We start from the raw sequence: 20,156 nt of genomic DNA on the forward strand, positions 1-20,156 counted from the left end.
CCGGAAAAAGCGGTCAAAGGCCGCGATCTGGCAGGCTTGCCGGCCCGGAAAGCGGAACAATCTAACATATGTCCGCCTTGCCCAAAATCCCTGCCGTTGTTAGAGTCTGCCGCACTTTTACCCACGTGTTCCCCCGGGGTTCCTGTCCCATGTTGAAAAAACTGCGCGGCATGTTTTCCAGCGATCTGTCGATCGATCTGGGGACGGCCAACACCCTTATTTATGTGCGCGAGCGCGGCATCGTTCTCAACGAGCCGTCGGTCGTGGCCATCCGCAACCAGGGCAATCAGAAAAGCGTGGTCGCGGTCGGCACCGAAGCCAAGCGCATGCTGGGGCGTACTCCGGGAAGCATTTCGGCGATTCGTCCGATGAAGGATGGCGTGATTGCCGACTTCAGCGTCTGCGAGAAGATGCTGCAGTACTTCATCAATCAGGTGCATGAAAACAGCTTCCTGCAGCCCTCGCCGCGGGTGCTGATCTGTGTGCCGTGCAAATCCACCCAGGTCGAGCGCCGGGCGATTCGCGAATCGGCCCTCGGCGCGGGCGCCCGTGAGGTGTTCCTGATCGAGGAGCCGATGGCCGCAGCAATCGGCGCGGGCTTGCCGGTCGAGGAAGCGCGCGGCTCGATGGTGGTGGATATCGGAGGTGGTACCACCGAGATCGCGCTGATCTCGCTGAACGGCGTGGTGTATGCCGAGTCGGTGCGGGTGGGGGGGGATCGGTTCGACGAGGCCATCGTCACCTATGTGCGCCGCAACTACGGCAGCCTGATTGGTGAGTCGACCGCCGAGCGCATCAAGCAGGAAATCGGCACCGCCTATCCGGGCGGTGAGGTGCGCGAAATCGATGTGCGCGGCCGCAACCTCGCTGAAGGGGTGCCGCGCAGCTTTACCCTCAACTCCAGCGAGGTGCTGGAGTCGATGCAGGAGTCCTTGGCGACCATCGTGCAGGCGGTCAAGAGTGTGCTTGAGCAATCTCCGCCGGAGCTGGCCGCGGACATTGCCGAGCGCGGCCTGGTGCTGACCGGCGGCGGTGCGCTGCTGCGTGATCTCGATAAGCTGCTGGCGCAGGAAACCGGTCTGCCGGTCATCGTGGCGGAGGATCCTCTGACCTGCGTCGCGCGCGGCGGTGGTCGGGCGCTGGAAATGATCGATCGTCACGCCATGGATCTGCTGTCGACCGAGTGAATCCTCCGGGGCGCTGCCTCACCTCCTTGCCGGCGCCGGTGAGGTGGTTTTGGCCGGCGCTGCACCGGAAGGTCCGCGTACCGCGATTGTGAGGAGCCGGTCATCAAACCGCTGTTTGCCAAAGGGCCTTCACTGGGCGTGCGTCTGCTGGTGCTGAGCGTCCTGTCCATCGCCCTGATGATCACTGATGCCCGCGTCGATAGCCTGCGCCCCCTGCGCAGCCAGCTCGGGCAGCTGTTCACGCCCTTGTACTGGCTGGCCGAGCAGCCCCTGCGCCTCTGGCAGGGCGTCAGCCAGCAGTTCAGCAGCCGCGAGGAGCTGATCGCGGAAAACGAGAAGCTCAAGGCCGAAGCGCTGCTCTTGCAGCGGCGCCTGCAGAAACTTGCCACCCTCACCGAGCAGAACGTGCGCCTGCGCGAGCTGCTCAACTCCGCTGCGCTGGTCGATGATCAGGTGCTGGTCAGCGAGCTGATCGGCGTTGATCCCAACCCGTTTACCCACCGCATCCTGATCGACAAAGGCGAGAAGGACGGGGTGTTCGTCGGCCAGCCGGTGCTCGACGCACTGGGCCTGATGGGCCAGGTGGTCGAGGTAATGCCCTACACCGCGCGCGTGCTGCTGCTCACCGACACCACCCACAGCATCCCGGTGCAGGTCAACCGCAATGGCCTGCGCGCGATTGCCATCGGTACCGGCAATCCGGAGCGTCTGGAGCTGCGGCATGTGGCGGATACCGCCGACATCAAGGAAGGCGATCTGCTGGTCAGCTCCGGGCTCGGTCAGCGCTTCCCGGCGGGCTATCCGGTGGCCACCGTCAGTGCGGTGATCAACGATCCGGGTCAGCCGTTTGCCGTGGTGCACGCGGTGCCGACCGCGCGGCTGAATCGCAGCCGTTATCTGCTGCTGGTCTTCAGTGATCCGCGCAGCCCCGAGCAGCGTGCCTTGGAGGCAGCTGAGGCGCAGGAAGCGGCGGATCGCCGTACAGAGCAGGTGCCCGCTGAGGCTACAGCGCCAGCCGGTGCAGCGCCCGCCATGCCACCCGCGCCCGCATCGGCAGTGCCGGTCACGCCTGCGGCGCCACCACGCGATGCACCGCCCGCGGCGCCGGTGATACCTGCCACTCCCTCAGGAGGCCGCTGATGGTCGATGAGCGTTCCCGCAATGGCTGGTTCGTCTGGTTCTCGCTGCTGTGTGCGCTGATCCTGAGCATTGCGCCGATCCCCGAATTTCTGGCGGTGGGACGCCCCCTGTGGCTGCCCCTGGTGATTGCTTACTGGCTGCTGATGGCGCCTCTGCGGCTCGGCATGACCCGTGTCTGGCTGCTGGGGCTGGCGGCGGATCTGCTCTATGGCACACCGCTTGGCCAGTATGCGCTGGTGCTGGCGCTGGTCGCCTTCATGGTGATTTCGCTGCAGCAGCGCCTGCGCATGTTCCCGGTCTGGCAGCAGAGTCTGGTGCTGCTGGTGGTGTTTGGTCTTGCGCAGTTGCTGCTGCTGTGGCTGGACAGCCTCAGTGGCAATCGCCCACCCAGTCTGGCCTTCCTGATTCCGGCGCTGGTCAGTGCGCTGCTCTGGCCGTGGGTGTTCATCGTCCTGCATTTTTGCGGCCGCCGCCTGGGCGTGCACTGAGCCGCCTGTCCCTGGAGTCCGCCTGCCATGCCTGATCTGTACCTGGCCTCGACCTCACCCCGTCGCCGCGAACTGCTGACGCAGATCGGTGTGCCATACCGCCTGGTGGCCGCCGAAGTCGATGAAGCGGTGCGCGCGGGCGAGTCGCCGGTCGTCTATGTCGAGCGCCTGGCCCGTGAAAAAGCCCTGACGGGGCTGGCTGCTCTGGAGGGCCGCGAGGGCTGTGTGCTGGGCGCCGATACCTGTGTGGTGCTGGAGGGGCAGATCCTTGGCAAGCCCGCCGATCGCGCTGAGGCACTGGCCATGCTCGCCGCGCTGTCCGGGCGCGTGCATCAGGTGCTGACCGCGGTTGCGGTGGCCGACCAGCGCCGTTGCCTCAGCCGGGTGGTGACCAGCCAGGTGCGTTTTCGCCCGCTGAGCGAGGCCGAATGCGTCCGCTACTGGGACAGCGGCGAGCCGCAGGACAAAGCCGGCAGCTACGGTATCCAGGGGTTGGGCGCGGTGTTCGTGCAGCACCTTGAGGGCAGCTATTCGGCCGTGGTGGGCTTGCCGTTGTGCGAAACTGCCGACCTGTTGGCCCAATTTGGCCTGGCCTGCTGGCAGACTGCGCGCCCCTGAGCGCCAGGCCGCATGGTCGCCGACCCCGCCTGGAGAGTGTCCGATGAGCGAAGAAGTCCTGATCAACATCACCCCGATGGAGTCGCGGGTGGCGGTGCTGGAGAACGGTGTCCTGCAGGAGGTGCACGTCGAGCGGACCCAGAAGCGCGGCATCGTCGGTAACATCTACAAAGGGCGGGTGGTGCGGGTGTTGCCGGGCATGCAGGCCGCCTTTATCGACATCGGTCTGGAGCGGGCGGCCTTCATTCATGCGGCGGAGATTTCCAGCCGCGAGGGCAACGCGGTGGAGCCGATCAGCGCGCTGGTCCATGAGGGGCAGAGTCTGGTGGTGCAGGTCACCAAGGACCCGATTGGCAGCAAGGGGGCGCGGCTGACCACGCAGCTGTCGATTCCCTCGCGCTATCTGGTGTACATGCCGCGCACCCGGCATGTCGGCATTTCCCTGAAGATCGAGGATGAAGGCGAGCGCGAGCGCCTCAAGCAGGTGGTGGCTGACTGCATGAGCAGCGAGGGCATCGAGGGCGAGGGCGGCTTCATCCTGCGTACCGCCGCCGAGGGCGCCGGCGCCGACGAGATCCTCGCCGACATCCGCTACCTGCGCCGCCTCTGGGAGCAGATCGGCGCGCAGATGCACAGCGCCGCAGCGCCTTCGGTGATCTATGAGGACCTGTCGCTGGCCCTGCGCACCCTGCGCGATCTGGTCAGTCTGCGCACCGAGAAGATTCGCATCGACTCGCGAGAGACCTTCCAGAAGGTCGGGCTGTTTGTCGCCGAGCTGATGCCCGAGGTGGCAGATCGCATTGAGCATTACCCCGGCGAGCGGCCGATCTTCGATCTCTACGGCGTCGAGGACGAGATCCAGAAGGCGCTGGAGCGCAAGGTGCTGCTCAAGTCCGGCGGCTACCTGATCATCGATCCGGCCGAAGCGATGACCACCATCGACGTCAACACCGGCGCCTTTGTCGGGCATCGAAACCTTGAGGAGACCATCTTCAAGACCAACCTTGAGGCCGCCACCGCCATTGCCCGCCAGCTGCGCCTGCGCAACCTCGGTGGGATCATCATCATCGATTTCATCGACATGGAAGACGAGGAGCATCGCCGCCAGGTGCTGCGCACGCTGGAGAAGATGCTCGAGCGCGACCACGCCAAGACCAACATCATTGGCATCACCGAGCTTGGGCTGGTGCAGATGACCCGCAAGCGCACCCGCGAAAGCCTGCAGCAGGTGCTCTGCGAGCCGTGCCCGAGCTGCCAGGGGCGCGGTCGGCTGAAGACCGCCGAGACCATCTGCTACGAAATCTTCCGCGAGATTCTGCGCGAGGCGCGGGCCTATCAGGCCGAGTCCTACCTGGTGCTGGCCAATCAGGGAGTGATTGACCGGCTGCTGGATGAAGAGTCGGGCAACGTCGCCGATCTGGAAGCCTTCATCGGTCGGCCGATCCGCTTTCAGGTCGAGGCCAAGTATTCCCAGGAGCTCTACGATGTGGTGCCACTCTGAGGCCAGCCACTGACATGGGGGCCAGGCTGTTACGGCTGCTGCGCGCGCTGCTGATGCTACTGGCCGCTGCGCTGGTGCTGGTGGCGCTGTGGGTGAGCCTTGGGCGCAGCCTGATTCCGCTGGTCGCCGAGTACCGTGCCCCGCTGGAAACTGAGGCGCGTCGCCTGTTGGGACAAGACCTGCATATCGGCAGCCTGCGTGGCGAATGGCAGGGCTTGATGCCACGGCTGCGGCTGGAGGATATCGAGCTGCGTGACGGTCAGCAGGCCCTGCATCTGGATCGGCTGACCCTGCGTCCGGATCTGTGGGCCAGCCTGCGCGATCGTGCGCCGCGTCTGGCGCTGCTGGAGATTGAAGGGCTACAGCTGGGGCTGCGTCAGGATGAGACAGGGCGCTGGCAGCTCAAGGGCTTCAGCGCGGCTGGCAAGGTATCCACCTCGTCGTCGCTCGCCCAGCGGCTAGCCCCCTTGGCGATCCTGCAGCGGGCGCTGCTCCTGGATGCCCGGCTGACCATTGAGCCGTATCAGCAAGCGGCTTTTACCCTGGCGGATATCGACCTGGAACTGCGTACCCGGCAGCAGCACATGACGCTGGCCGGGCACCTGCAATTGCCGGATGGCCAGAGGCTGCAGCTGCAGACCACGCTGGCACTGGATCGGCAGCAGCCGCTGGACAGTCAGGCCCAGCTCTACCTGCAGCTGCCGGCCAGCGACTGGTCGGCCTGGCTGCCGGCGGCCGTGCTGGGCGAGGGACGCAGCCTGCAGCAGCTGCAAGCTGGTGGCGAGCTGTGGCTGGACTGGGCCGCCGGCGGCGTGCAGCGGGCCATGGCGCGCCTGCAGCTGGAGCAGCTGACCTTCAGCCATGCCGGGGGCAGTCATGTGCTACGCGAGGTCCGCAGCCAAGCCTGGCTGCAGCGCCACGCGCAGGGCTGGCACCTGCAGCTCGATGGGCTGCAAGGGGAATTTGGCGTGCTGGCGCTGGACATCGGCGCCCTGCAGCTGACCCAGCAGGCGCAGGGCTGGCAGGTGCAGGCCGCCCATCTGGATCTGCAGGCTCCGGCGGCGCTGGCCCGTCATCTGCTGCCGCTGCCGGCGCTGGGGCAGGAGCTGTTGGGCAGCCTGGCCCCGCGCGGGCGCATCGAGGCGCTGGCCCTCACCCTGCAGCCACAGGCACAGGCACAGGGGTTGCCGGAGGTCGAATACCACATGCGCCTGAACCAGGTGGCCACCGGCGCCTGGCGGGCGGTGCCGGCCACCGGCAATGTCAGCGGCCTGCTCAGCGGCACGCTCGCCGGCGGCACCCTGCAGCTGGACAGCCAGGACCTGCTGCTGCATCTGGAGACGCTGTTCCCGGAGCCCTGGCGCTACCGGCAGGCCCGCGCCCAGCTGGACTGGCAGCTCGATGCGCAGGCCTTCACCCTGTCCAGCCCGCTGATGCGCCTGTCCGGGGAGGAAGGCGAGCTGGCCGGCAACATGCTGCTGCGCCTGCGGCATGACCCCGCCGCCGAGGATTACCTCGATTTGCAGGTTGGCCTGCACGATGGCGATGCCGCCTATACCCGCCGCTACCTGCCGACCCGCTCACCGGCGCTGGCCCGCCCGCTGGCCGACTGGCTGCAGGCCGCCATCACCGCCGGGCGCATCGAGCAGGGGCTGTTTCTCTATCAGGGCGCCCTGAACCGCGAGGCGCCGCCCGAGGCGCGGGCGCTGGGGCTGTACTTCAAGGTCCGCGACGCACAGCTGGCCTATCAGCCGGACTGGCCGCCGCTGCATGGTCTAGCAGGTGAGGTGTGGGTGGAGGACAGCGGCATTCGTGTCGAAGCCAGTGCCGCCCAGGTGTTGGACAGCCAGTTGCAGGCCATCCGGGCTGAGGTCAGGCGCGATGCGCGCGGGCCGCGCCTGCAGGTCGAAGGCCAGATCAGCGCCCCGCTGGGCGATGGCCTGAAGATCCTTCAGGACACCCCGCTCGGCCGCTCGGCCACCTTCGCGGGCTGGACGGGCACCGGCGAGCTGCAGGGTGGGCTGCGCCTTGACGTGCCGCTGGCGGCGCAGGGCAATCCTGTGCAGGCCGTGGTCGACTTCGCCACCCGCGGGGCGACGCTGACGATCCGTCAGTCGGCGCTGGAGATCAGCCAGCTGCAGGGGCGCTTTCGCTACGACAGCCAGCGCGGCCTGAGTGCCGAACAGCTGCGGGCGCGGGTACTGGGCAGTGCGGTCAGTGGCCGCATCCGCGCGCTGGGGCAGGGCGGGCAACCCCACAGCCGCTTTGAACTGGCGGGGACGGTCGCCGTTGCGCGCCTGCTGGACTGGCTCCAGCAGCCGGCGGCAGAGATTCCGGCTAGCGGCCAGTTGCCCTATCGCCTGACCCTGGATCTGCAGGGGCCGGAGGATCGTCTGCAGGTCGATTCGGATTTGCGCGGCGTGCAGATCGACCTGCCGGCCCCGCTGGGCAAGCCGGCCGACAGCGCCCGCCCGGCGCAATGGCGCATGACCCTGGAGGGCGCCGAGCGGCGCTACGGACTCGACTACGATGGTCAGGCCAGTCTGGCGCTGGCGGCTCCACCCGGCACCCTGCAGGGGCTGCGCGGTGAGCTGCGGCTGGGCGGTGCTGCGGCGCAACTGCCGCGCACGCCCGGGCTGCAGGTGCGCGGCCGCTTGCCGGCGGCCAACCTGGCCGAGTGGCAGGCGCTGCAGGCCCGCTATGCCGGGGGGCGCGGCGGCGCCGGGGTGCTGCGCGATCTGCGCCTGCGTATCGAGCAGGTGTCGCTGGGCAGCCTGCAGGTCAATGATCTGCAGCTTGGCGTGCGTCCGGAGGCCGGCGGCTGGCACCTGGAGCTGGACAGTGCGCTGATCGCAGGCCAAGTCCTGCTGCCGGCTCAGCCGCGTGCGCCCTGGCAGCTGACGCTGCGCCATCTGCGTCTGCCGGCGCGTGAAAGCAGCGAAGACAAGGCCGCCCGCGAGGCGGCGGGGATCGCTCCCAGCGACCCGCTGGGGCATCTCGATCCCCGTCAGTTGCCCGCCTTCGACGTGCGCATCGCCAGCGTGATGCTGGGGACGCAGTCGCTGGGGCGCTGGCAGCTACGCGCCCGCCCGCAGCCGCAAGGTGTGCGCTTCGAGGGACTGGATCTGCAATTGTCCGGCCTCAACCTGCGTGGGCAGCTGGAATGGCAGGGAACGGGAGCGGCGATGCGCAGCCGCTTCCAGGGGCAGCTCGGCGGCGAAGACGCCAGCGAGGTGCTGCTGGCCTGGGGCTTTGCGCCGAGTGTGAGCAGTCGCGAGTTCAGTATCGAGGCTGACGGCCACTGGCCGGGTTCGCCGGCGATGGCCGCCTTGAAGCATTTCAGTGGCCGGCTGGATCTGCAGGCCCGCGAGGGGCAGCTGCTGGAGGTCGAGGGCGCCGCTGGGCTGCTGCGGGTCTTTGGGGTGCTCAACTTCAATACCCTGGGGCGGCGCCTGCGGCTGGACTTCAGCGACCTGTTTGGCCGCGGCCTGAGCTTTGATCGCCTCGATGGCCAGCTGAGCGGCACCGATGGCGTGTTCCTGACCAGCCAGCCGCTGGTGCTGGATGGGCCGTCTACCCGTCTGGATCTTGAGGGGCAGCTGGACATGGCCAGCGAGCAGATCGCCGCTGGCCTGCGGGTGACCCTGCCGCTCTCCAATAACTTGCCGCTGGCCGCGCTGATGACCGGTGCGCTGCCGGTGGCCGGCGCGCTGCTGATCGTCGATCAGCTAATCGGTGATCGCCTGTCGCGGGCCGCCAGCGTTGAATACCGCGTCGCCGGCAGTCTGCAGGATCCGCAGATCAGCCTGTTCGGCAAACCCTGAGTCTTTGTTGCAAGGTGCCCGGATGTCCACGTTCGCCGTGATCCAGATGATCAGCCAGCCCTCGGTCGAGGCCAACCTGCAGCGTGCGCGCATCCTGCTTGAAGAAGCCGCCGCGGGCGGGGCGCAGCTGGCGGTGTTGCCGGAAAACTTCGCCACCCTGGGCTGTGGCGATCAGGCGGCGCTGGCCCGCGCCGAGGCCGCAGGCGAAGGCCCGCTATTGTCCTGGCTGGCGCGCACCGGTCGCGAGCTGGGGGTATGGCTGCTGGCCGGCAGCCTGCCGCTGTTTGGCGAGGGCGCCGCGTGTGGTCGGCCGCATGCCAGTTCGCTGCTGCTGGATGCCGATGGCCAGTGCGTGGCCCGCTACGACAAGCTGCACCTCTTTGATGCGCAGGTGGCGGATGGGCGCGGCCTGTACCGTGAGTCGGACGATTTTGCCGCCGGTCAGCGCATCGTGGTGGCCGATACACCGGTCGGGCGGCTGGGTCTTAGCATCTGTTACGATCTGCGCTTTGCCGAGCTGTACAGCGCCCTGCGGCTGGCCGGTGCCGAGCTGATCTGCGTGCCCTCGGCGTTTACCGCGCTGACCGGCGCCGCGCACTGGGAGGTTCTGGTGCGTGCCCGGGCGATCGAGACCCAGTGCTATCTCTTGGCCGCCAATCAGGGCGGCGTGCATCCGGGCGGGCGCGAGACCTTTGGCCACTCGCTGATCGTCGATCCCTGGGGCGCGGTGCTGGCGAATGCGGCGCAGGGTGAACGTGTCGTGCTGGCCCAGCGTGACGCCAGCGCCCAGCAGGCGTTGCGCGCACGCATGCCGGTCTTCGAGCATCGCCGTCTGTACCCCGGCCCTCTGCAAGCCTCTTCACAGGAGTCCCCATGAACATGCTGTCATCCGTCAGTAGCCGCCTGCTTGAGCCGGCCGGTTTAGGTCTTGAGCGTTTGCCGATCCTGCTGGGCGAGCTGGCCGGGCCCGGTATTGATGCCGCCGATCTGTACTTCCAGAACATCGTCTCCGAGTCCTGGATGCTGGAAGATGGCATCGTCAAGGAGGGCAGTTTCCACCTCGATCAGGGGGTGGGGGTGCGTGCCCAGTCGGGCGAGAAGACCGGCTTTGCCTACAGCAACAGCCTGGAAGAATCGGCGCTGCGCCAGGCGATCAGCGCGGCGCGCTCGATTGCCCGCAGCGGTCAGCAGGTGCAGGTCTGCACCTCGCGGGTGCAGGCACCGGCGCCGCTGTATGCCGCGGACAATCCGCTGGATGTGCTCAGCCGCGCCGAAAAGGTCGAACTGCTCCAGCGGATCGATCAGGCGACCCGTGCGCTGGATTCGCGGATCAGCCGGGTGACCGTGAGCCTGGCCGGGGTCTGGGAGCAGGTGCTGGTCACGGCGCTGGATGGCAGCCTCGGCGCTGATGTGCGCCCGCTGGTGCGCTGCAACGTCAGCGTGATCGTCGAGCAGAACGGGCGCCGCGAGCGCGGCTCCCATGGTGGCGGCGGGCGTACCGACTACCGCTATTTCCTCGAGGGTGAGCGCGCCATGGGCTATGCCCGCGAGGCGGTGCGTCAGGCGCTGGTCAATCTGGAAGCCATCCCGGCACCAGCGGGCAGCCTGCCGGTGGTGCTCGGCAATGGCTGGAGCGGTGTACTGCTGCATGAGGCGGTCGGTCATGGCCTGGAAGGCGATTTCAACCGCAAGGGCAGTTCGGCCTACAGCGGGCGGGTCGGTGAGTCAGTGGCGTCTAGTCTGTGCACCATCGTCGATGATGGCACCCTGAGCGGACGGCGCGGCTCGCTGAGTCTCGATGATGAAGGCACGCCGACCCAGTGCACCACGCTGATCGAAAATGGCGTACTCAAGGGCTACATGCAGGACAAGCTCAATGCCCGGCTGATGGGCGTGGCGCCGACCGGCAATGGCCGGCGCGAATCCTACGCGCACCTGCCGATGCCGCGCATGACCAACACCTACATGCTCGCCGGGCAGAGCGAGCCGGAAGAGATCATCCGCTCGGTCAAGCGCGGCCTGTACTGCGCGAGCCTTGGCGGCGGCCAGGTGGACATCACCAGCGGCAAGTTCGTGTTCTCCACCAGCGAGGCCTACCTGATCGAAGACGGCAAGATTACCGCGCCGGTCAAGGGCGCTACGCTGATCGGCAACGGCCCGGAGGCGATGAGCCGGGTCTCGATGGTCGGCAACGACCTGGCGCTGGACAGCGGTGTGGGTACCTGTGGCAAGGACGGTCAGTCGGTGCCGGTCGGTGTCGGTCAGCCGACCCTGAAGATCGAGGCGATCACGGTCGGCGGGACCGGCGGTTGAGGCGCCGGTGAGCGCGGGCACGTGGCCCGCTCACGGGGCGGCTGCCTGGCGACTCAGCGCAGGCCGCGCTTGAATTCGTCCAGCTCGCGCAGGTACTTGAAGACCTTGCGGGCGGCGGCCGGCGGTTTGTTGTGGGCGGCTTCGTGCTGGGCGTGGCGAATCAGCTGGCGCAGGTGCTGGATATCGGCCTCGGGGTACTCGCCGAGCAGCGCTTCGAGGTCGCTGTCGCTACCGCCGACCAGCCGGTCGCGCCAGTGCTCCAGGGCGTGGAAGCGCTCGTTGTACTGGCGGGTGGAGGCATCCATCTGGTCGAGCAGCGCGACGATGGCCTCGATATCCTGCTCGCGCATCAGCTTGCCGATGTACTGGATATGGCGTTTGCGCGCCGCATGCACCTTGTGCTTGGGCGCCTCGAGCACGGCCTTGAGCAGGGCGTCGGAAAGCGGCAGGCGGGCGAGCAGGTCAGGCTTGAGGGTGGTCAGGCGCTCACCCAGATCCTGCAGGGCGTGCAGCTCGCGCTTGATCTGGGACTTGCTCTTCTCCAGCGAGAAATCGTCGAATTGTGCGGACATGGGGCGGATTCCGTGAAAAATGGCCGCCATGATACCTATTCGGAGGGCCGCTTGTCCGGTTCCCTCCCGCGTGTGAATCAATGAGGAAAACGGCATGAATGCAGCGGTGGAAGGGGTAGGGCCAGCGGCGCTGCCGGGCTTGCAGGCACAGGTCGAGTCGATCATCGCCGAAGCGCGGCGTCAGGGCGCCACGGCCTGCGAGGTGGCAGTATCTCTGGAGCAGGGCCTGTCGGCCAGCGTGCGTCAGGGCGAGGTGGAAACGGTCGAGTTCAACCGTGACCGCGGCTTTGGCATCACCCTCTATCTGGGGCAGCGCAAGGGATCGGCCAGTACTTCGGCCGAGGGCGAGGCGGCGATCCGTGAAACGGTGGCCGCCGCGCTGGCGATCGCCCGGCATGCCAGTGAGGACGACTGCGCGGGGCTGGCTGATGCCGCGCTGATGGCCCGCGAGCTGCCGGAGCTGGATCTGTGGCATCCGTGGGCGATCACCCCGGAGCAGGCCATCGAGCAGGCGCTGGCCTGTGAGGCCGCCGCCTTTGCCAGCGATTCGCGGGTGACCCGTGCCGATGGCACCACCCTCAATACCCATCTGGGCTGCCGGGTGTATGGCAACAGCCATGGCTTTATCGGCGGCTACGCCAGTAGCCGGCACAGCCTGAGCTGCGTGATGATTGCCGAGGGCGAGGGGCAGATGCAGCGCGACTACTGGTACGACGTCAGTCGGCTGGGCAGTGCGCTGGCCAGCTCCGAGGCGATTGGTCAGCGCGCCGGTCAGCGCGCTGCGGCTAGGCTCGGTGCCCGTCCGGTACCGACCTGCGAGGTGCCGGTACTGTTTGCTGCGGAGCTGGCGGGTGGGCTGTTCGGGCATCTCTTGGCGGCGATTTCCGGTGGCAACCTGTACCGCAAGGCCTCCTTCCTCGAGGGGGCGCTGGGCGAGCAGATTGCCCCCGACTGGCTGACCCTGGACGAGCGCCCGCATCTGCCGCGCGGCATGGGCAGTGCCAGCTTTGATGGCGACGGGCTGGCCACCTATGCCAAGCCCTTCGTGCAGGATGGCCAACTGGTGTCCTATGCGCTGGGCACCTATTCCGGGCGCAAGCTGGGCATGCCAAGCACCGCGAACGCCGGCGGCGTGCACAACCTGTTCGTCAGCCACGGCAGCGAGGATCAGGCCGCGCTGATCCGGCGCATGGATCGCGGTCTGCTGGTCACTGAACTGATGGGGCAGGGGATCAACCTGGTCACCGGCGATTACTCGCGCGGTGCGGCGGGTTACTGGGTGGAAAATGGCGTGATTCAGTTCCCGGTGCAGGAGGTGACCATCGCCGGCAACCTGCGGCAGATGTTCCGTGATCTGCAGGCGGTGGGCTGTGATGTGGAAACCCGCGGCAACATCCGCAGCGGCTCGGTGCTGATTGGCCGGATGACGGTGGGTGGGAGCTGAGGCAGGCCGCCCTGTTGCTGGCGCAGGCCTGTGGCGTGCGTCAGCTTACTCGCCTTCTTCGAAGTAGTCGTTGATCAGGGCCTGCAGGGCGGTCAGTGCTTCCTCGGCCTGCTCACCCTCGGTGCTGATGTGGATATCGCTGCCCTTGCCGGCGGCCAGCATCATCACCGACATGATGCTCTTGCCGTCCACTAGGCTCGCGCTGCTGCGCCCGACCCGTACCTGGCAGGGAAAGCGCGCCGCCACGCTGACGAACTTGGCCGCTGCCCGGGCGTGCAGGCCCAGCTTGTTGATGATGGTGATGTCGCAGGCGGGCATAGGCGCTTGAGCCTTCTAGGAGAGGTCGCGGTGGCGGATCTGCACGTTCCTGAGCGGTGTGCGCAGAGCCTGGCCGATGCGCTCGGCCAGGTAGACCGAGCGGTGTTTTCCGCCGGTACAGCCAATCGCCACGGTGACATAGGCGCGGTTGCTGGCGGCAAAGCGCGGCAGCCACTTGCTGAGGTAGTGATTGAGGTCGTTGAACATCTCCTCGACCTCGGACTGGGCCGCCATGTAGTCGCGGATCGGCTGTTCCAGGCCGTTGTATTCGCGCAGCTCAGCCTTCCAGTACGGATTGGGCAGGCAGCGCACATCAAAGACCAGATCGGCATCCACCGGCATGCCGCGCTTGAAGCCGAAGGATTCGATCAGAAACGCCGTGCCCGGCTCGGGCTTTTCCAGCAGGCGCAGGCGGATGCTGTCACGCAGCTGGTACAGGTTGAGCCCGGTGGTGTCGATCTTCAGATCCGCCAGGTCGGCAATCGGCCCAAGCAGGGCGATTTCCTCATGGATGGCCTCGGCCAGCGAGCGATGCTCGTCGGTCAGCGGGTGACGCCGGCGGGTTTCCGAGAAGCGCTTGAGCAGGGTGGCATTGTCGGCATCCAGGTACAGGACATCGCACTGGATATTGCGCTGGCGCAGCTCATCGAGCAGTGCCGGGAAGCGCTTGAGCTGGCTGGGCAGATTGCGCGCATCGATGGAGACCGCAACCTGCGGGCGCAGCAGTTCCGCATCCAGCAGGACACGCTCGGCAAGCTCCGGGAGCATCCCTGCGGGCAAGTTGTCGATGCAGTAGAAGCCGCTGTCCTCAAGGACAGCCAGCGCAGTGCTCTTGCCAGACCCCGAGCGCCCGCTGACGATCACCAGGCGCATGGTTCAGCGCTCATCCACAGTATCGAGCACCACCTGATACAGGTCGAAGCCATCGCGTGCCTGACGCAGTCGCTCGCGCACATCAGCGCGATCCAGCAGGCCGGCGATCTGGCGCAGCAGCTCCAGATGCTCCTCGGTGGCGGCCTCGGGGACCAGCAGTACGAACAGAAGATCGACCGGGGTGCCGTCGATGGCATCAAAGTCGACCGGGGCGTCGAGGCGCAGCAGGGCGCTGATTGGCACCGAGCAGCCGGCCAGTCGGCAGTGGGGGATGGCAATGCCGTTGCCAAAGCCGGTCGAGCCGAGCTTTTCGCGGGCTACCAGGCTTTCAAAGATGTCATGTGCGTCGAGCCCGGGAATATCCCGGGCCACGAGGTTGGCGATCTGTTCAAGAACGCGCTTTTTGCTGCCTCCCGGCACGTTCACCTGGGAACGGCCGGGGGTCAGTATGTGCTCTAGGCGAGTCATGGATAGGTCGTGGCGGGATCAGCGAGCGGCAGCGCCTTGCTCGCGGGCGATCTGCTTTTCCTTGTGCTTGATCAGCTGGCGGTCGAGCTTATCGGCCAGCAGGTCGATGGCGGCGTACATGTCTTCGTGATCTGCATGCGCGACCACTTCACCACCGGCGACGTGCAGGGTCGCTTCGATCTTCTGCTGCAGTTTTTCCACGCTCATGATCACCTGGACGTTGGTGATCTTGTCGAAGTGGCGAGTCAGTCGCTCGAATTTTTCGTTGACGTAAGCGCGCAGGGCTTCGGTCACTTCCAGATGTTGGCCACTGATGTTCACTTGCATACCGCTTCTCCTTATTGCCACAGGCCGGCGGTCCGATGAACCGCTGCGGCGTGGCTGTTCTCATTAGGGCATCACACCAGGCGCTTGCGCTCACTGGACGGTGCGATGCCGAGTGATTCCCGATATTTGGCGATAGTACGCCGCGCTACCTGAATCCCCTGTGCCTCCAGTAAACCAGCGATCTTGCTGTCACTCAACGGCTTTTTCGGATTTTCCGCGGCAACCAGCTTGCGGATGATCGCGCGTATCGCCGTGGAGGAACATTCGCCGCCTTCGGCGGTGCTGACGTGGCTGGAGAAGAAGTATTTGAGCTCGAAAATGCCGCGCGGCGTGTGCATGTATTTCTGGGTCGTGACCCGCGAAATGGTCGATTCATGCATGCCGACCACCTCGGCGATGTCGTGCAGCACCAGCGGTTTCATGGCCTCCTCACCCTGCTCGAGGAAGGCCTGCTGCTGGGCGACGATCTCGCTGGCGACTTTCATCAGGGTTTCGTTGCGGCTGAGCAGGCTCTTGATGAACCAGCGCGCTTCCTGCAGCTGGTTGCGCATGAAGGTGTTGTCGGCACTGGAGTCGGCGCGGCGCACCAGCCCCGCGTAGTGCGGATTGACCCGCAGCCTAGGCATGGCCTCGGGGTTGAGCTCGACCAGCCAGCGCTCGCGCTCCTTGCGCACGATGACATCCGGCACCACATACTCGGCTTCGCTGGATTCGATCTGCGCCCCCGGGCGCGGATTGAGGCGCTGGATCAGGGCGATGACCTGCTTGAGCTCTTCCTCGCGGATGCGCAAGCGGCGCATCAGCTGGCCATAGTCACGGCTGGCGAGTAGGTCGAGGTAGTCGCGTGCTAGGCGGCGGGCCTGCTCCAGCCAGGGGGTCTCGGCGGGCAGCTGGCGCAGCTGCAGCAGCAGGCATTCGCTGAGGTCACGCGCGCCGATGCCCAGCGGTTCGAACTGCTGGATACGGTGCAGCACCATCTCCACTTCATCCGGCTCGATCTCCAGCTCAGGATCGAAGGAGGTGAGGATCTCCTCAAGGCTTTCTTCCAGATAACCATCGGTGTTGATGGCATCGATGATCGACACCGCGATCAGCCGGTCACGCTCGCCCATCGGCGAGAGGTTGAGCTGCCAGAGCAGGTGGCTTTGCAGGCTTTCGCCGCTGCTGGTCTGGGCGGTGAAGTCCCAGTCATCGCTGTCGCTGGCCGGCAGGCTGCTGGCACTGGTCTGGTAGATGTCCTCCCAGGCGGTATCGACGGGTAGCTCGCTAGGAATGCGCTCCTGCCACTGGCCCTCGTCGAGGCTTTCCGGATCGCGATCGGCGATGTGCTCGCCGCTGTCCCGTGCGCCGGGTGCGGCGTCCTGCTCGGCGAGCGGGTCGCTGGTGTCAAAGTCATCGCCGTCCTCCTGACGCTCCAGCATCGGGTTGGAATCCAGCGCTTCCTGGATCTCCTGCTGCAGGTCGAGCGTCGAGAGTTGCAGAAGCCGAATGGCCTGTTGCAGCTGCGGGGTCATCGTCAGCTGCTGACCCATCTTGAGGACTAGCGAATGTTTCATGCGGGAAGGGGCACCTGGATCGTCCAGCGCGAAGGGGCTGGCTGCTGATTGGCACCGGTGTGCCGAGTCCCGGCGATTATATGCCCGATGCGCGCGCGCCTGCATAGCGCCGGCATGGCGACGGATCGGGCCGTGGATTTAGAGGCGGAACTCGCTACCGAGGTACACCTCGCGCACCAAGGCGTTGTCGAGGATGCTCTGCGCATCGCCTTCGGCGATCAGCTGGCCGGCGTTGACGATGTAGGCGGTCTCGCAGATGTCCAGGGTGTCGCGCACGTTGTGATCGGTGATCAGCACGCCGATGCCGCGGCTCTTGAGGTGCTGGATGATCTGCTTGATGTCGCCGACCGAGATCGGATCGACCCCGGCAAAGGGTTCATCGAGCAGGATGAACTTGGGATCGCTGGCCAGGGCGCGGGCGATTTCCACTCGCCGCCGCTCGCCCCCGGAGAGGCTCATGCCGGTGTTGTCGCGGATGTGGCTGATGTGAAACTCCTGCAGCAGGCCCTCCAGCGCCTCGCGCCGCGCGGCCCGATCAAGATCCCGGCGGGTCTCGAGGATCGCCATGATGTTGTCGGCGACCGTCAGCTTGCGGAAGATCGAGGCCTCCTGCGGCAGGTAGCCGATGCCGGCGCGGGCGCGGCCATGCATCGGCTGGTGGGTCACATCCTGCTCGTCGATCAGGACGCGGCCCTGATCGGCGCGCACCAGGCCGACGATCATGTAGAAGCAGGTGGTCTTGCCGGCGCCGTTGGGGCCGAGCAGGCCGACGATCTGGCCGCTGGCAATCGACAGGCTGACATCACGAACCACCTGGCGGCCCTTGTAGCTCTTGGCCAGATGCTGGGCAATCAGAACGCTCATCGCGGCATCACTCCTGGGCGCGCGGGCGCGGCTGGATGACCATGTCGATACGCGGACGCGGCGAGCTGACATCGGTGCCGCTGGCGCGACCGGCGTTGACGATCTGGCGCCGGGTGTCATAGACGATCTTCTCGCCCTCGAAGGTGTTGCCACCCTGAACGATGCGCGCCTGATCGATCAGTACGATCCGCTCATTGGCGGCAAAGTACTGGATGGTCACGCCCGAGGCCTGGACTAGCGGCTTGTCGATCGCCGGCTGCTGCTCGTAATGGGCCAGCTTGCCGACGGCGGTGAAGACCTCGATGTCACCCTTACTATCTTGGGTGATGGTCACGGTGTCGCCGGTGATTTTCAGGGTGCCCTGGGTGATGACCACGCCGCCACGGTAGACGGCCACGCCTTGCTTTTCATCCAGCTCGGCACTGTCGGCCTGTACGCGGATCGGCTGATCGCGATCAGAGGGCAGGGCCCAGGCAGCCGGAGCGGACAGCAGCAGGCCGAGAAGAAGGGGAAGGGGGTTAACGGATTTCATGCTGTCCTCTGACGTTCGACAGCAGGCGCATCCTGCCGTCCTTGAAATAGGCTTCCAGCCCGGTCGCGGTGGTGACCCCGTTGGCCGCCTCGATACGCACCGCGGCGGCGGTGCTGGCAAATTCGCGCTCGGGGAAGACGCTGAGGCGCTCGGTGTGGAGGCGGATCTGCCGGCCGCGGGCGTCGGTGCGCTCGACCTGTACCTGCTCGATCAGCTCGACCTGATCGCCGCCGGGCAGCACCTCGCCGCGCTGGCTGCGCACCTGCCAGGGCTGTTCGCGGCCGCGATGCAACAGCAGCGCGGGTGCGCTGATACGGGTCAGATCCGTCGCCTGGACATGCTCCAGGCGCTCGGCCGTCAGCCGGTAATCCAGCGAGCCATCGGCCTGGAACTGGATGCTGCGGGCCTTTTCGGCATAGAAGTCGATGGTTTCTGCTTCTTCAAGCGGGGCGCTGGCCATGAAACTCTCCGGGCGGATGTTCCAGTAGCCAATGGCGGCCAGTAGCGTGGTCAGGGCCAGCGCCAGAAGCCCCAGGCGCAGGGTCGGGCTCAGGCTCATCATCACAGGTACGCGGCCTGAGCGGCGTCCAGCGTGCCCTGGGCGCGCAGGATCAGCTCGCAGAACTCGCGGGCGGCACCCTCGCCGCCGCGGGCCACGGTCACGCCGTGGGCGTGCTGGCGCACGAAGGCATTGGCACTGGCAACCGCCATCCCCAGGCCCACCCGGCGGATCACCGGCAGGTCCGGCAGGTCATCGCCCAGATAAGCGACCTGCTCATGGGCAAGCCCCAGCTCAGCCAGCAGCGCCTCCAGCACCACCAGCTTATCCTCGCGTCCCTGGATCAGGTGCTGAATGCCCAGATTCTGGGCCCGGCGCTCGACCACCGGGCTGCTGCGCCCGCTGATGATGGCGGTGCGCACGCCGGAGTTGATCAGCATCTTGATCCCGTGGCCGTCCAGCGTGTTGAAGGTCTTGAATTCACCGCCCTCGGGCAGGAAATACAGCTTGCCGTCGGTCAGCACACCATCGACATCGAAGATCGCCAAGCGAATGGCACGGGCACGGTGCAGCAGGTCATCGTTCATTACATCACTCCGGCACGCAGCAGGTCGTGCATGTTGAGGGCGCCAATGGCGCGCTGCTCGGCATCGAGCACCACCACGGCACTGATCTTGTGGTCTTCCATGATCTTCAGCGCCTCGGCGGCGAGCATCTCCGCGCGCACGCTTTTGCCGCCGACGGTCATCAGGTCATCGATCAGCGCATCGCGCACGTCGACGCCGCGATCCAGCGCCCGGCGCAGGTCGCCGTCGGTGAAGATGCCGGCCAGGCGGCCATCGGGTTCGGTGATTACCGTCATGCCCAAGCCTTGGCGGGTCATCTCCAGCAGCGCCTCGCGCAGCGGGGTGCCGCGCGGCACCTGCGGCAGGCGCTCGCCGGCGTGCATGATGTTTTCCACCTTGAGCAGCAGGCGCCGGCCCAGCGCACCGCCCGGGTGGGAGAAGGCGAAGTCCTCGGCGGTGAAGCCGCGCGCTTCCAGCAGCGCGATGGCCAGCGCATCGCCGAGCACCAGCGACACGGTGGTCGAGGAGGTCGGGGCCAGGTTCAGCGGGCAGGCTTCCTGCGCGACGCGGGCATCGAGATTGACCTCGGCGGCCTGGGCCAGCGGCGAGTCGGGGTTGCCGGTCAGGCTGATCAGCGGAATGCCTAGGCGCTTGAGCAGCGGCAGCAGGGTGACGATCTCGGCGGTGGAGCCGGAGTTGGAAAGTGCCAGCACCACGTCCTCGCGGGTGATCATGCCCATGTCGCCATGACTGGCTTCGGCCGGATGCACGAAAAAGGCTGGCGTCCCGGTGCTGGCCAGGGTCGCGGCAATTTTGTTGCCGATGTGCCCGGACTTGCCCATGCCGACCACCACCACGCGGCCCTTGCAGGCCAGCAGCAGCTCGCAGGCGCGCACAAAGTCGCCATCGATCTGCTCGAGCAGGTCGCTGACCGCCTGCAGTTCAAGGCGGATGGTGCGGCGGGCTGATTCGATGAGGTCGGACATGGCGTGCTGTCACTGGCAGGGAGTCAAGATGGCGGATTATAGCGGTAAACCGGCGGCGGCTCACCCGTCCGCGGCACGCC

Annotated in this window: 20 protein-coding genes; 9 read left to right on the forward strand and 11 right to left on the reverse strand. The window is 66.6% G+C overall.

Annotated features, from left to right (window positions below):
- Window positions 1-149 precede the first annotated feature (149 nt).
- The 8 genes from mreB to tldD all read left to right on the forward strand — a co-directional run bounded on the left by mreB (window position 150) and on the right by tldD (window position 11,071).
- On the forward strand, window positions 150-1,187 hold the full coding sequence (gene mreB, locus MXC11_RS01875) for a rod shape-determining protein MreB (RefSeq protein WP_250004420.1): 1,038 nt from the start codon (window positions 150-152) through the stop codon (window positions 1,185-1,187).
- 150 nt (window positions 1,188-1,337) lie between these two features.
- Window positions 1,338-2,327, forward strand: a complete 990-nt coding sequence (mreC, locus tag MXC11_RS01880; protein WP_250004859.1) for a rod shape-determining protein MreC — start codon at window positions 1,338-1,340, stop codon at window positions 2,325-2,327.
- Window positions 2,327-2,815: a rod shape-determining protein MreD gene (mreD, locus tag MXC11_RS01885; protein WP_250004423.1), complete on the forward strand. Its 489-nt coding sequence runs from the start codon at window positions 2,327-2,329 to the stop codon at window positions 2,813-2,815. Before mreC ends, mreD begins: the two co-directional genes overlap by 1 nt.
- Before the next feature lie 27 nt (window positions 2,816-2,842).
- Window positions 2,843-3,433, forward strand: coding sequence for a Maf family protein (locus MXC11_RS01890; protein WP_250004425.1), 591 nt, complete (start codon window positions 2,843-2,845; stop codon window positions 3,431-3,433).
- A 43-nt stretch (window positions 3,434-3,476) separates the two neighbouring features.
- Entirely contained in the window at window positions 3,477-4,934 is a 1,458-nt protein-coding gene (rng, locus tag MXC11_RS01895; protein WP_250004428.1) for a ribonuclease G, read from the forward strand.
- Window positions 4,935-4,948: 14 nt separating this feature from the next.
- Entirely contained in the window at window positions 4,949-8,758 is a 3,810-nt protein-coding gene (locus tag MXC11_RS01900; protein WP_250004431.1) for a YhdP family protein, read from the forward strand.
- A 22-nt stretch (window positions 8,759-8,780) separates the two neighbouring features.
- Window positions 8,781-9,635: a carbon-nitrogen hydrolase family protein gene (locus MXC11_RS01905; protein WP_250004434.1), complete on the forward strand. Its 855-nt coding sequence runs from the start codon at window positions 8,781-8,783 to the stop codon at window positions 9,633-9,635.
- Window positions 9,632-11,071, forward strand: coding sequence for a metalloprotease TldD (gene tldD, locus MXC11_RS01910; RefSeq protein WP_250004437.1), 1,440 nt, complete (start codon window positions 9,632-9,634; stop codon window positions 11,069-11,071). The genes MXC11_RS01905 and tldD overlap by 4 nt, the downstream gene beginning before the upstream one ends.
- A 53-nt stretch (window positions 11,072-11,124) precedes the next feature.
- Here tldD and yjgA read toward each other — a convergent pair whose 3' ends face one another.
- Complete coding sequence (gene yjgA, locus MXC11_RS01915; protein ID WP_284060330.1) at window positions 11,125-11,643, reverse strand: ribosome biogenesis factor YjgA; 519 nt, start codon at window positions 11,641-11,643, stop codon at window positions 11,125-11,127.
- A 94-nt stretch (window positions 11,644-11,737) separates the two neighbouring features.
- Between yjgA and pmbA the strand changes: the two genes are divergently transcribed.
- The gene (gene pmbA, locus MXC11_RS01920; RefSeq protein WP_250004440.1) at window positions 11,738-13,087 is read left to right on the forward strand and encodes a metalloprotease PmbA; all 1,350 of its coding nucleotides are present in this window, start codon (window positions 11,738-11,740) and stop codon (window positions 13,085-13,087) included.
- Window positions 13,088-13,132: 45 nt separating this feature from the next.
- Here pmbA and MXC11_RS01925 read toward each other — a convergent pair whose 3' ends face one another.
- From MXC11_RS01925 to MXC11_RS01970, 10 genes are all read right to left on the reverse strand, one after another.
- Window positions 13,133-13,405 (reverse strand): HPr family phosphocarrier protein, encoded by a 273-nt coding sequence (locus MXC11_RS01925; RefSeq protein WP_250004443.1) that lies wholly within the window; start codon window positions 13,403-13,405, stop codon window positions 13,133-13,135.
- A gap of 15 nt (window positions 13,406-13,420) precedes the next feature.
- Window positions 13,421-14,278 (reverse strand): RNase adapter RapZ, encoded by an 858-nt coding sequence (rapZ, locus tag MXC11_RS01930; RefSeq protein WP_250004446.1) that lies wholly within the window; start codon window positions 14,276-14,278, stop codon window positions 13,421-13,423.
- 3 nt (window positions 14,279-14,281) lie between these two features.
- Window positions 14,282-14,746, reverse strand: a complete 465-nt coding sequence (gene ptsN / locus MXC11_RS01935) for a PTS IIA-like nitrogen regulatory protein PtsN (RefSeq protein ID WP_250004448.1) — start codon at window positions 14,744-14,746, stop codon at window positions 14,282-14,284.
- An 18-nt stretch (window positions 14,747-14,764) separates the two neighbouring features.
- Complete coding sequence (gene hpf / locus MXC11_RS01940; RefSeq protein WP_250004450.1) at window positions 14,765-15,073, reverse strand: ribosome hibernation-promoting factor, HPF/YfiA family; 309 nt, start codon at window positions 15,071-15,073, stop codon at window positions 14,765-14,767.
- Window positions 15,074-15,144: 71 nt separating this feature from the next.
- Window positions 15,145-16,629 (reverse strand): RNA polymerase factor sigma-54, encoded by a 1,485-nt coding sequence (locus MXC11_RS01945; protein WP_250004453.1) that lies wholly within the window; start codon window positions 16,627-16,629, stop codon window positions 15,145-15,147.
- A gap of 138 nt (window positions 16,630-16,767) precedes the next feature.
- A complete protein-coding gene (gene lptB / locus MXC11_RS01950; protein WP_250004456.1) occupies window positions 16,768-17,493 on the reverse strand; it encodes an LPS export ABC transporter ATP-binding protein in 726 nt (241 codons plus the stop codon).
- A gap of 7 nt (window positions 17,494-17,500) precedes the next feature.
- A complete protein-coding gene (lptA, locus tag MXC11_RS01955) occupies window positions 17,501-18,025 on the reverse strand; it encodes a lipopolysaccharide transport periplasmic protein LptA (RefSeq protein WP_250004458.1) in 525 nt (174 codons plus the stop codon).
- Window positions 18,012-18,587: an LPS export ABC transporter periplasmic protein LptC gene (gene lptC, locus MXC11_RS01960; protein WP_250004461.1), complete on the reverse strand. Its 576-nt coding sequence runs from the start codon at window positions 18,585-18,587 to the stop codon at window positions 18,012-18,014. The genes lptA and lptC overlap by 14 nt, the downstream gene beginning before the upstream one ends.
- The gene (locus tag MXC11_RS01965; RefSeq protein ID WP_250004464.1) at window positions 18,587-19,111 is read right to left on the reverse strand and encodes a KdsC family phosphatase; all 525 of its coding nucleotides are present in this window, start codon (window positions 19,109-19,111) and stop codon (window positions 18,587-18,589) included. The genes lptC and MXC11_RS01965 overlap by 1 nt, the downstream gene beginning before the upstream one ends.
- The gene (locus tag MXC11_RS01970; RefSeq protein ID WP_250004467.1) at window positions 19,111-20,076 is read right to left on the reverse strand and encodes a KpsF/GutQ family sugar-phosphate isomerase; all 966 of its coding nucleotides are present in this window, start codon (window positions 20,074-20,076) and stop codon (window positions 19,111-19,113) included. Before MXC11_RS01970 ends, MXC11_RS01965 begins: the two co-directional genes overlap by 1 nt.
- Window positions 20,077-20,156: the final 80 nt, after the last annotated feature.

Source organism: Pseudomonas eutrophicaquae, assembly GCF_023544715.1.
GTDB lineage: Bacteria > Pseudomonadota > Gammaproteobacteria > Pseudomonadales > Pseudomonadaceae > Geopseudomonas.

Bases quoted from the DNA above. Each gene is read 5' to 3' on its own strand.
- ptsN (WP_250004448.1), bottom strand. From the start codon at position 14,746: ATGACTCGCCTAGAGCACATACTGACCCCCGGCCGTTCCCAGGTGAAC.
- MXC11_RS01945 (WP_250004453.1), bottom strand. From the start codon at position 16,629: ATGAAACATTCGCTAGTCCTCAAGATGGGTCAGCAGCTGACGATGACC.
- tldD (WP_250004437.1), top strand. From the start codon at position 9,632: ATGAACATGCTGTCATCCGTCAGTAGCCGCCTGCTTGAGCCGGCCGGT.
- lptB (WP_250004456.1), bottom strand. From the start codon at position 17,493: ATGAGCGTTCTGATTGCCCAGCATCTGGCCAAGAGCTACAAGGGCCGC.
- yjgA (WP_284060330.1), bottom strand. From the start codon at position 11,643: ATGTCCGCACAATTCGACGATTTCTCGCTGGAGAAGAGCAAGTCCCAG.
- MXC11_RS01900 (WP_250004431.1), top strand. From the start codon at position 4,949: ATGGGGGCCAGGCTGTTACGGCTGCTGCGCGCGCTGCTGATGCTACTG.
- rng (WP_250004428.1), top strand. From the start codon at position 3,477: ATGAGCGAAGAAGTCCTGATCAACATCACCCCGATGGAGTCGCGGGTG.
- MXC11_RS01905 (WP_250004434.1), top strand. From the start codon at position 8,781: ATGTCCACGTTCGCCGTGATCCAGATGATCAGCCAGCCCTCGGTCGAG.
- lptA (WP_250004458.1), bottom strand. From the start codon at position 18,025: ATGAAATCCGTTAACCCCCTTCCCCTTCTTCTCGGCCTGCTGCTGTCC.
- MXC11_RS01925 (WP_250004443.1), bottom strand. From the start codon at position 13,405: ATGCCCGCCTGCGACATCACCATCATCAACAAGCTGGGCCTGCACGCC.
- mreB (WP_250004420.1), top strand. From the start codon at position 150: ATGTTGAAAAAACTGCGCGGCATGTTTTCCAGCGATCTGTCGATCGAT.
- MXC11_RS01890 (WP_250004425.1), top strand. From the start codon at position 2,843: ATGCCTGATCTGTACCTGGCCTCGACCTCACCCCGTCGCCGCGAACTG.
- MXC11_RS01970 (WP_250004467.1), bottom strand. From the start codon at position 20,076: ATGTCCGACCTCATCGAATCAGCCCGCCGCACCATCCGCCTTGAACTG.
- rapZ (WP_250004446.1), bottom strand. From the start codon at position 14,278: ATGCGCCTGGTGATCGTCAGCGGGCGCTCGGGGTCTGGCAAGAGCACT.
- hpf (WP_250004450.1), bottom strand. From the start codon at position 15,073: ATGCAAGTGAACATCAGTGGCCAACATCTGGAAGTGACCGAAGCCCTG.
- mreD (WP_250004423.1), top strand. From the start codon at position 2,327: ATGGTCGATGAGCGTTCCCGCAATGGCTGGTTCGTCTGGTTCTCGCTG.
- pmbA (WP_250004440.1), top strand. From the start codon at position 11,738: ATGAATGCAGCGGTGGAAGGGGTAGGGCCAGCGGCGCTGCCGGGCTTG.
- lptC (WP_250004461.1), bottom strand. From the start codon at position 18,587: ATGATGAGCCTGAGCCCGACCCTGCGCCTGGGGCTTCTGGCGCTGGCC.
- MXC11_RS01965 (WP_250004464.1), bottom strand. From the start codon at position 19,111: ATGAACGATGACCTGCTGCACCGTGCCCGTGCCATTCGCTTGGCGATC.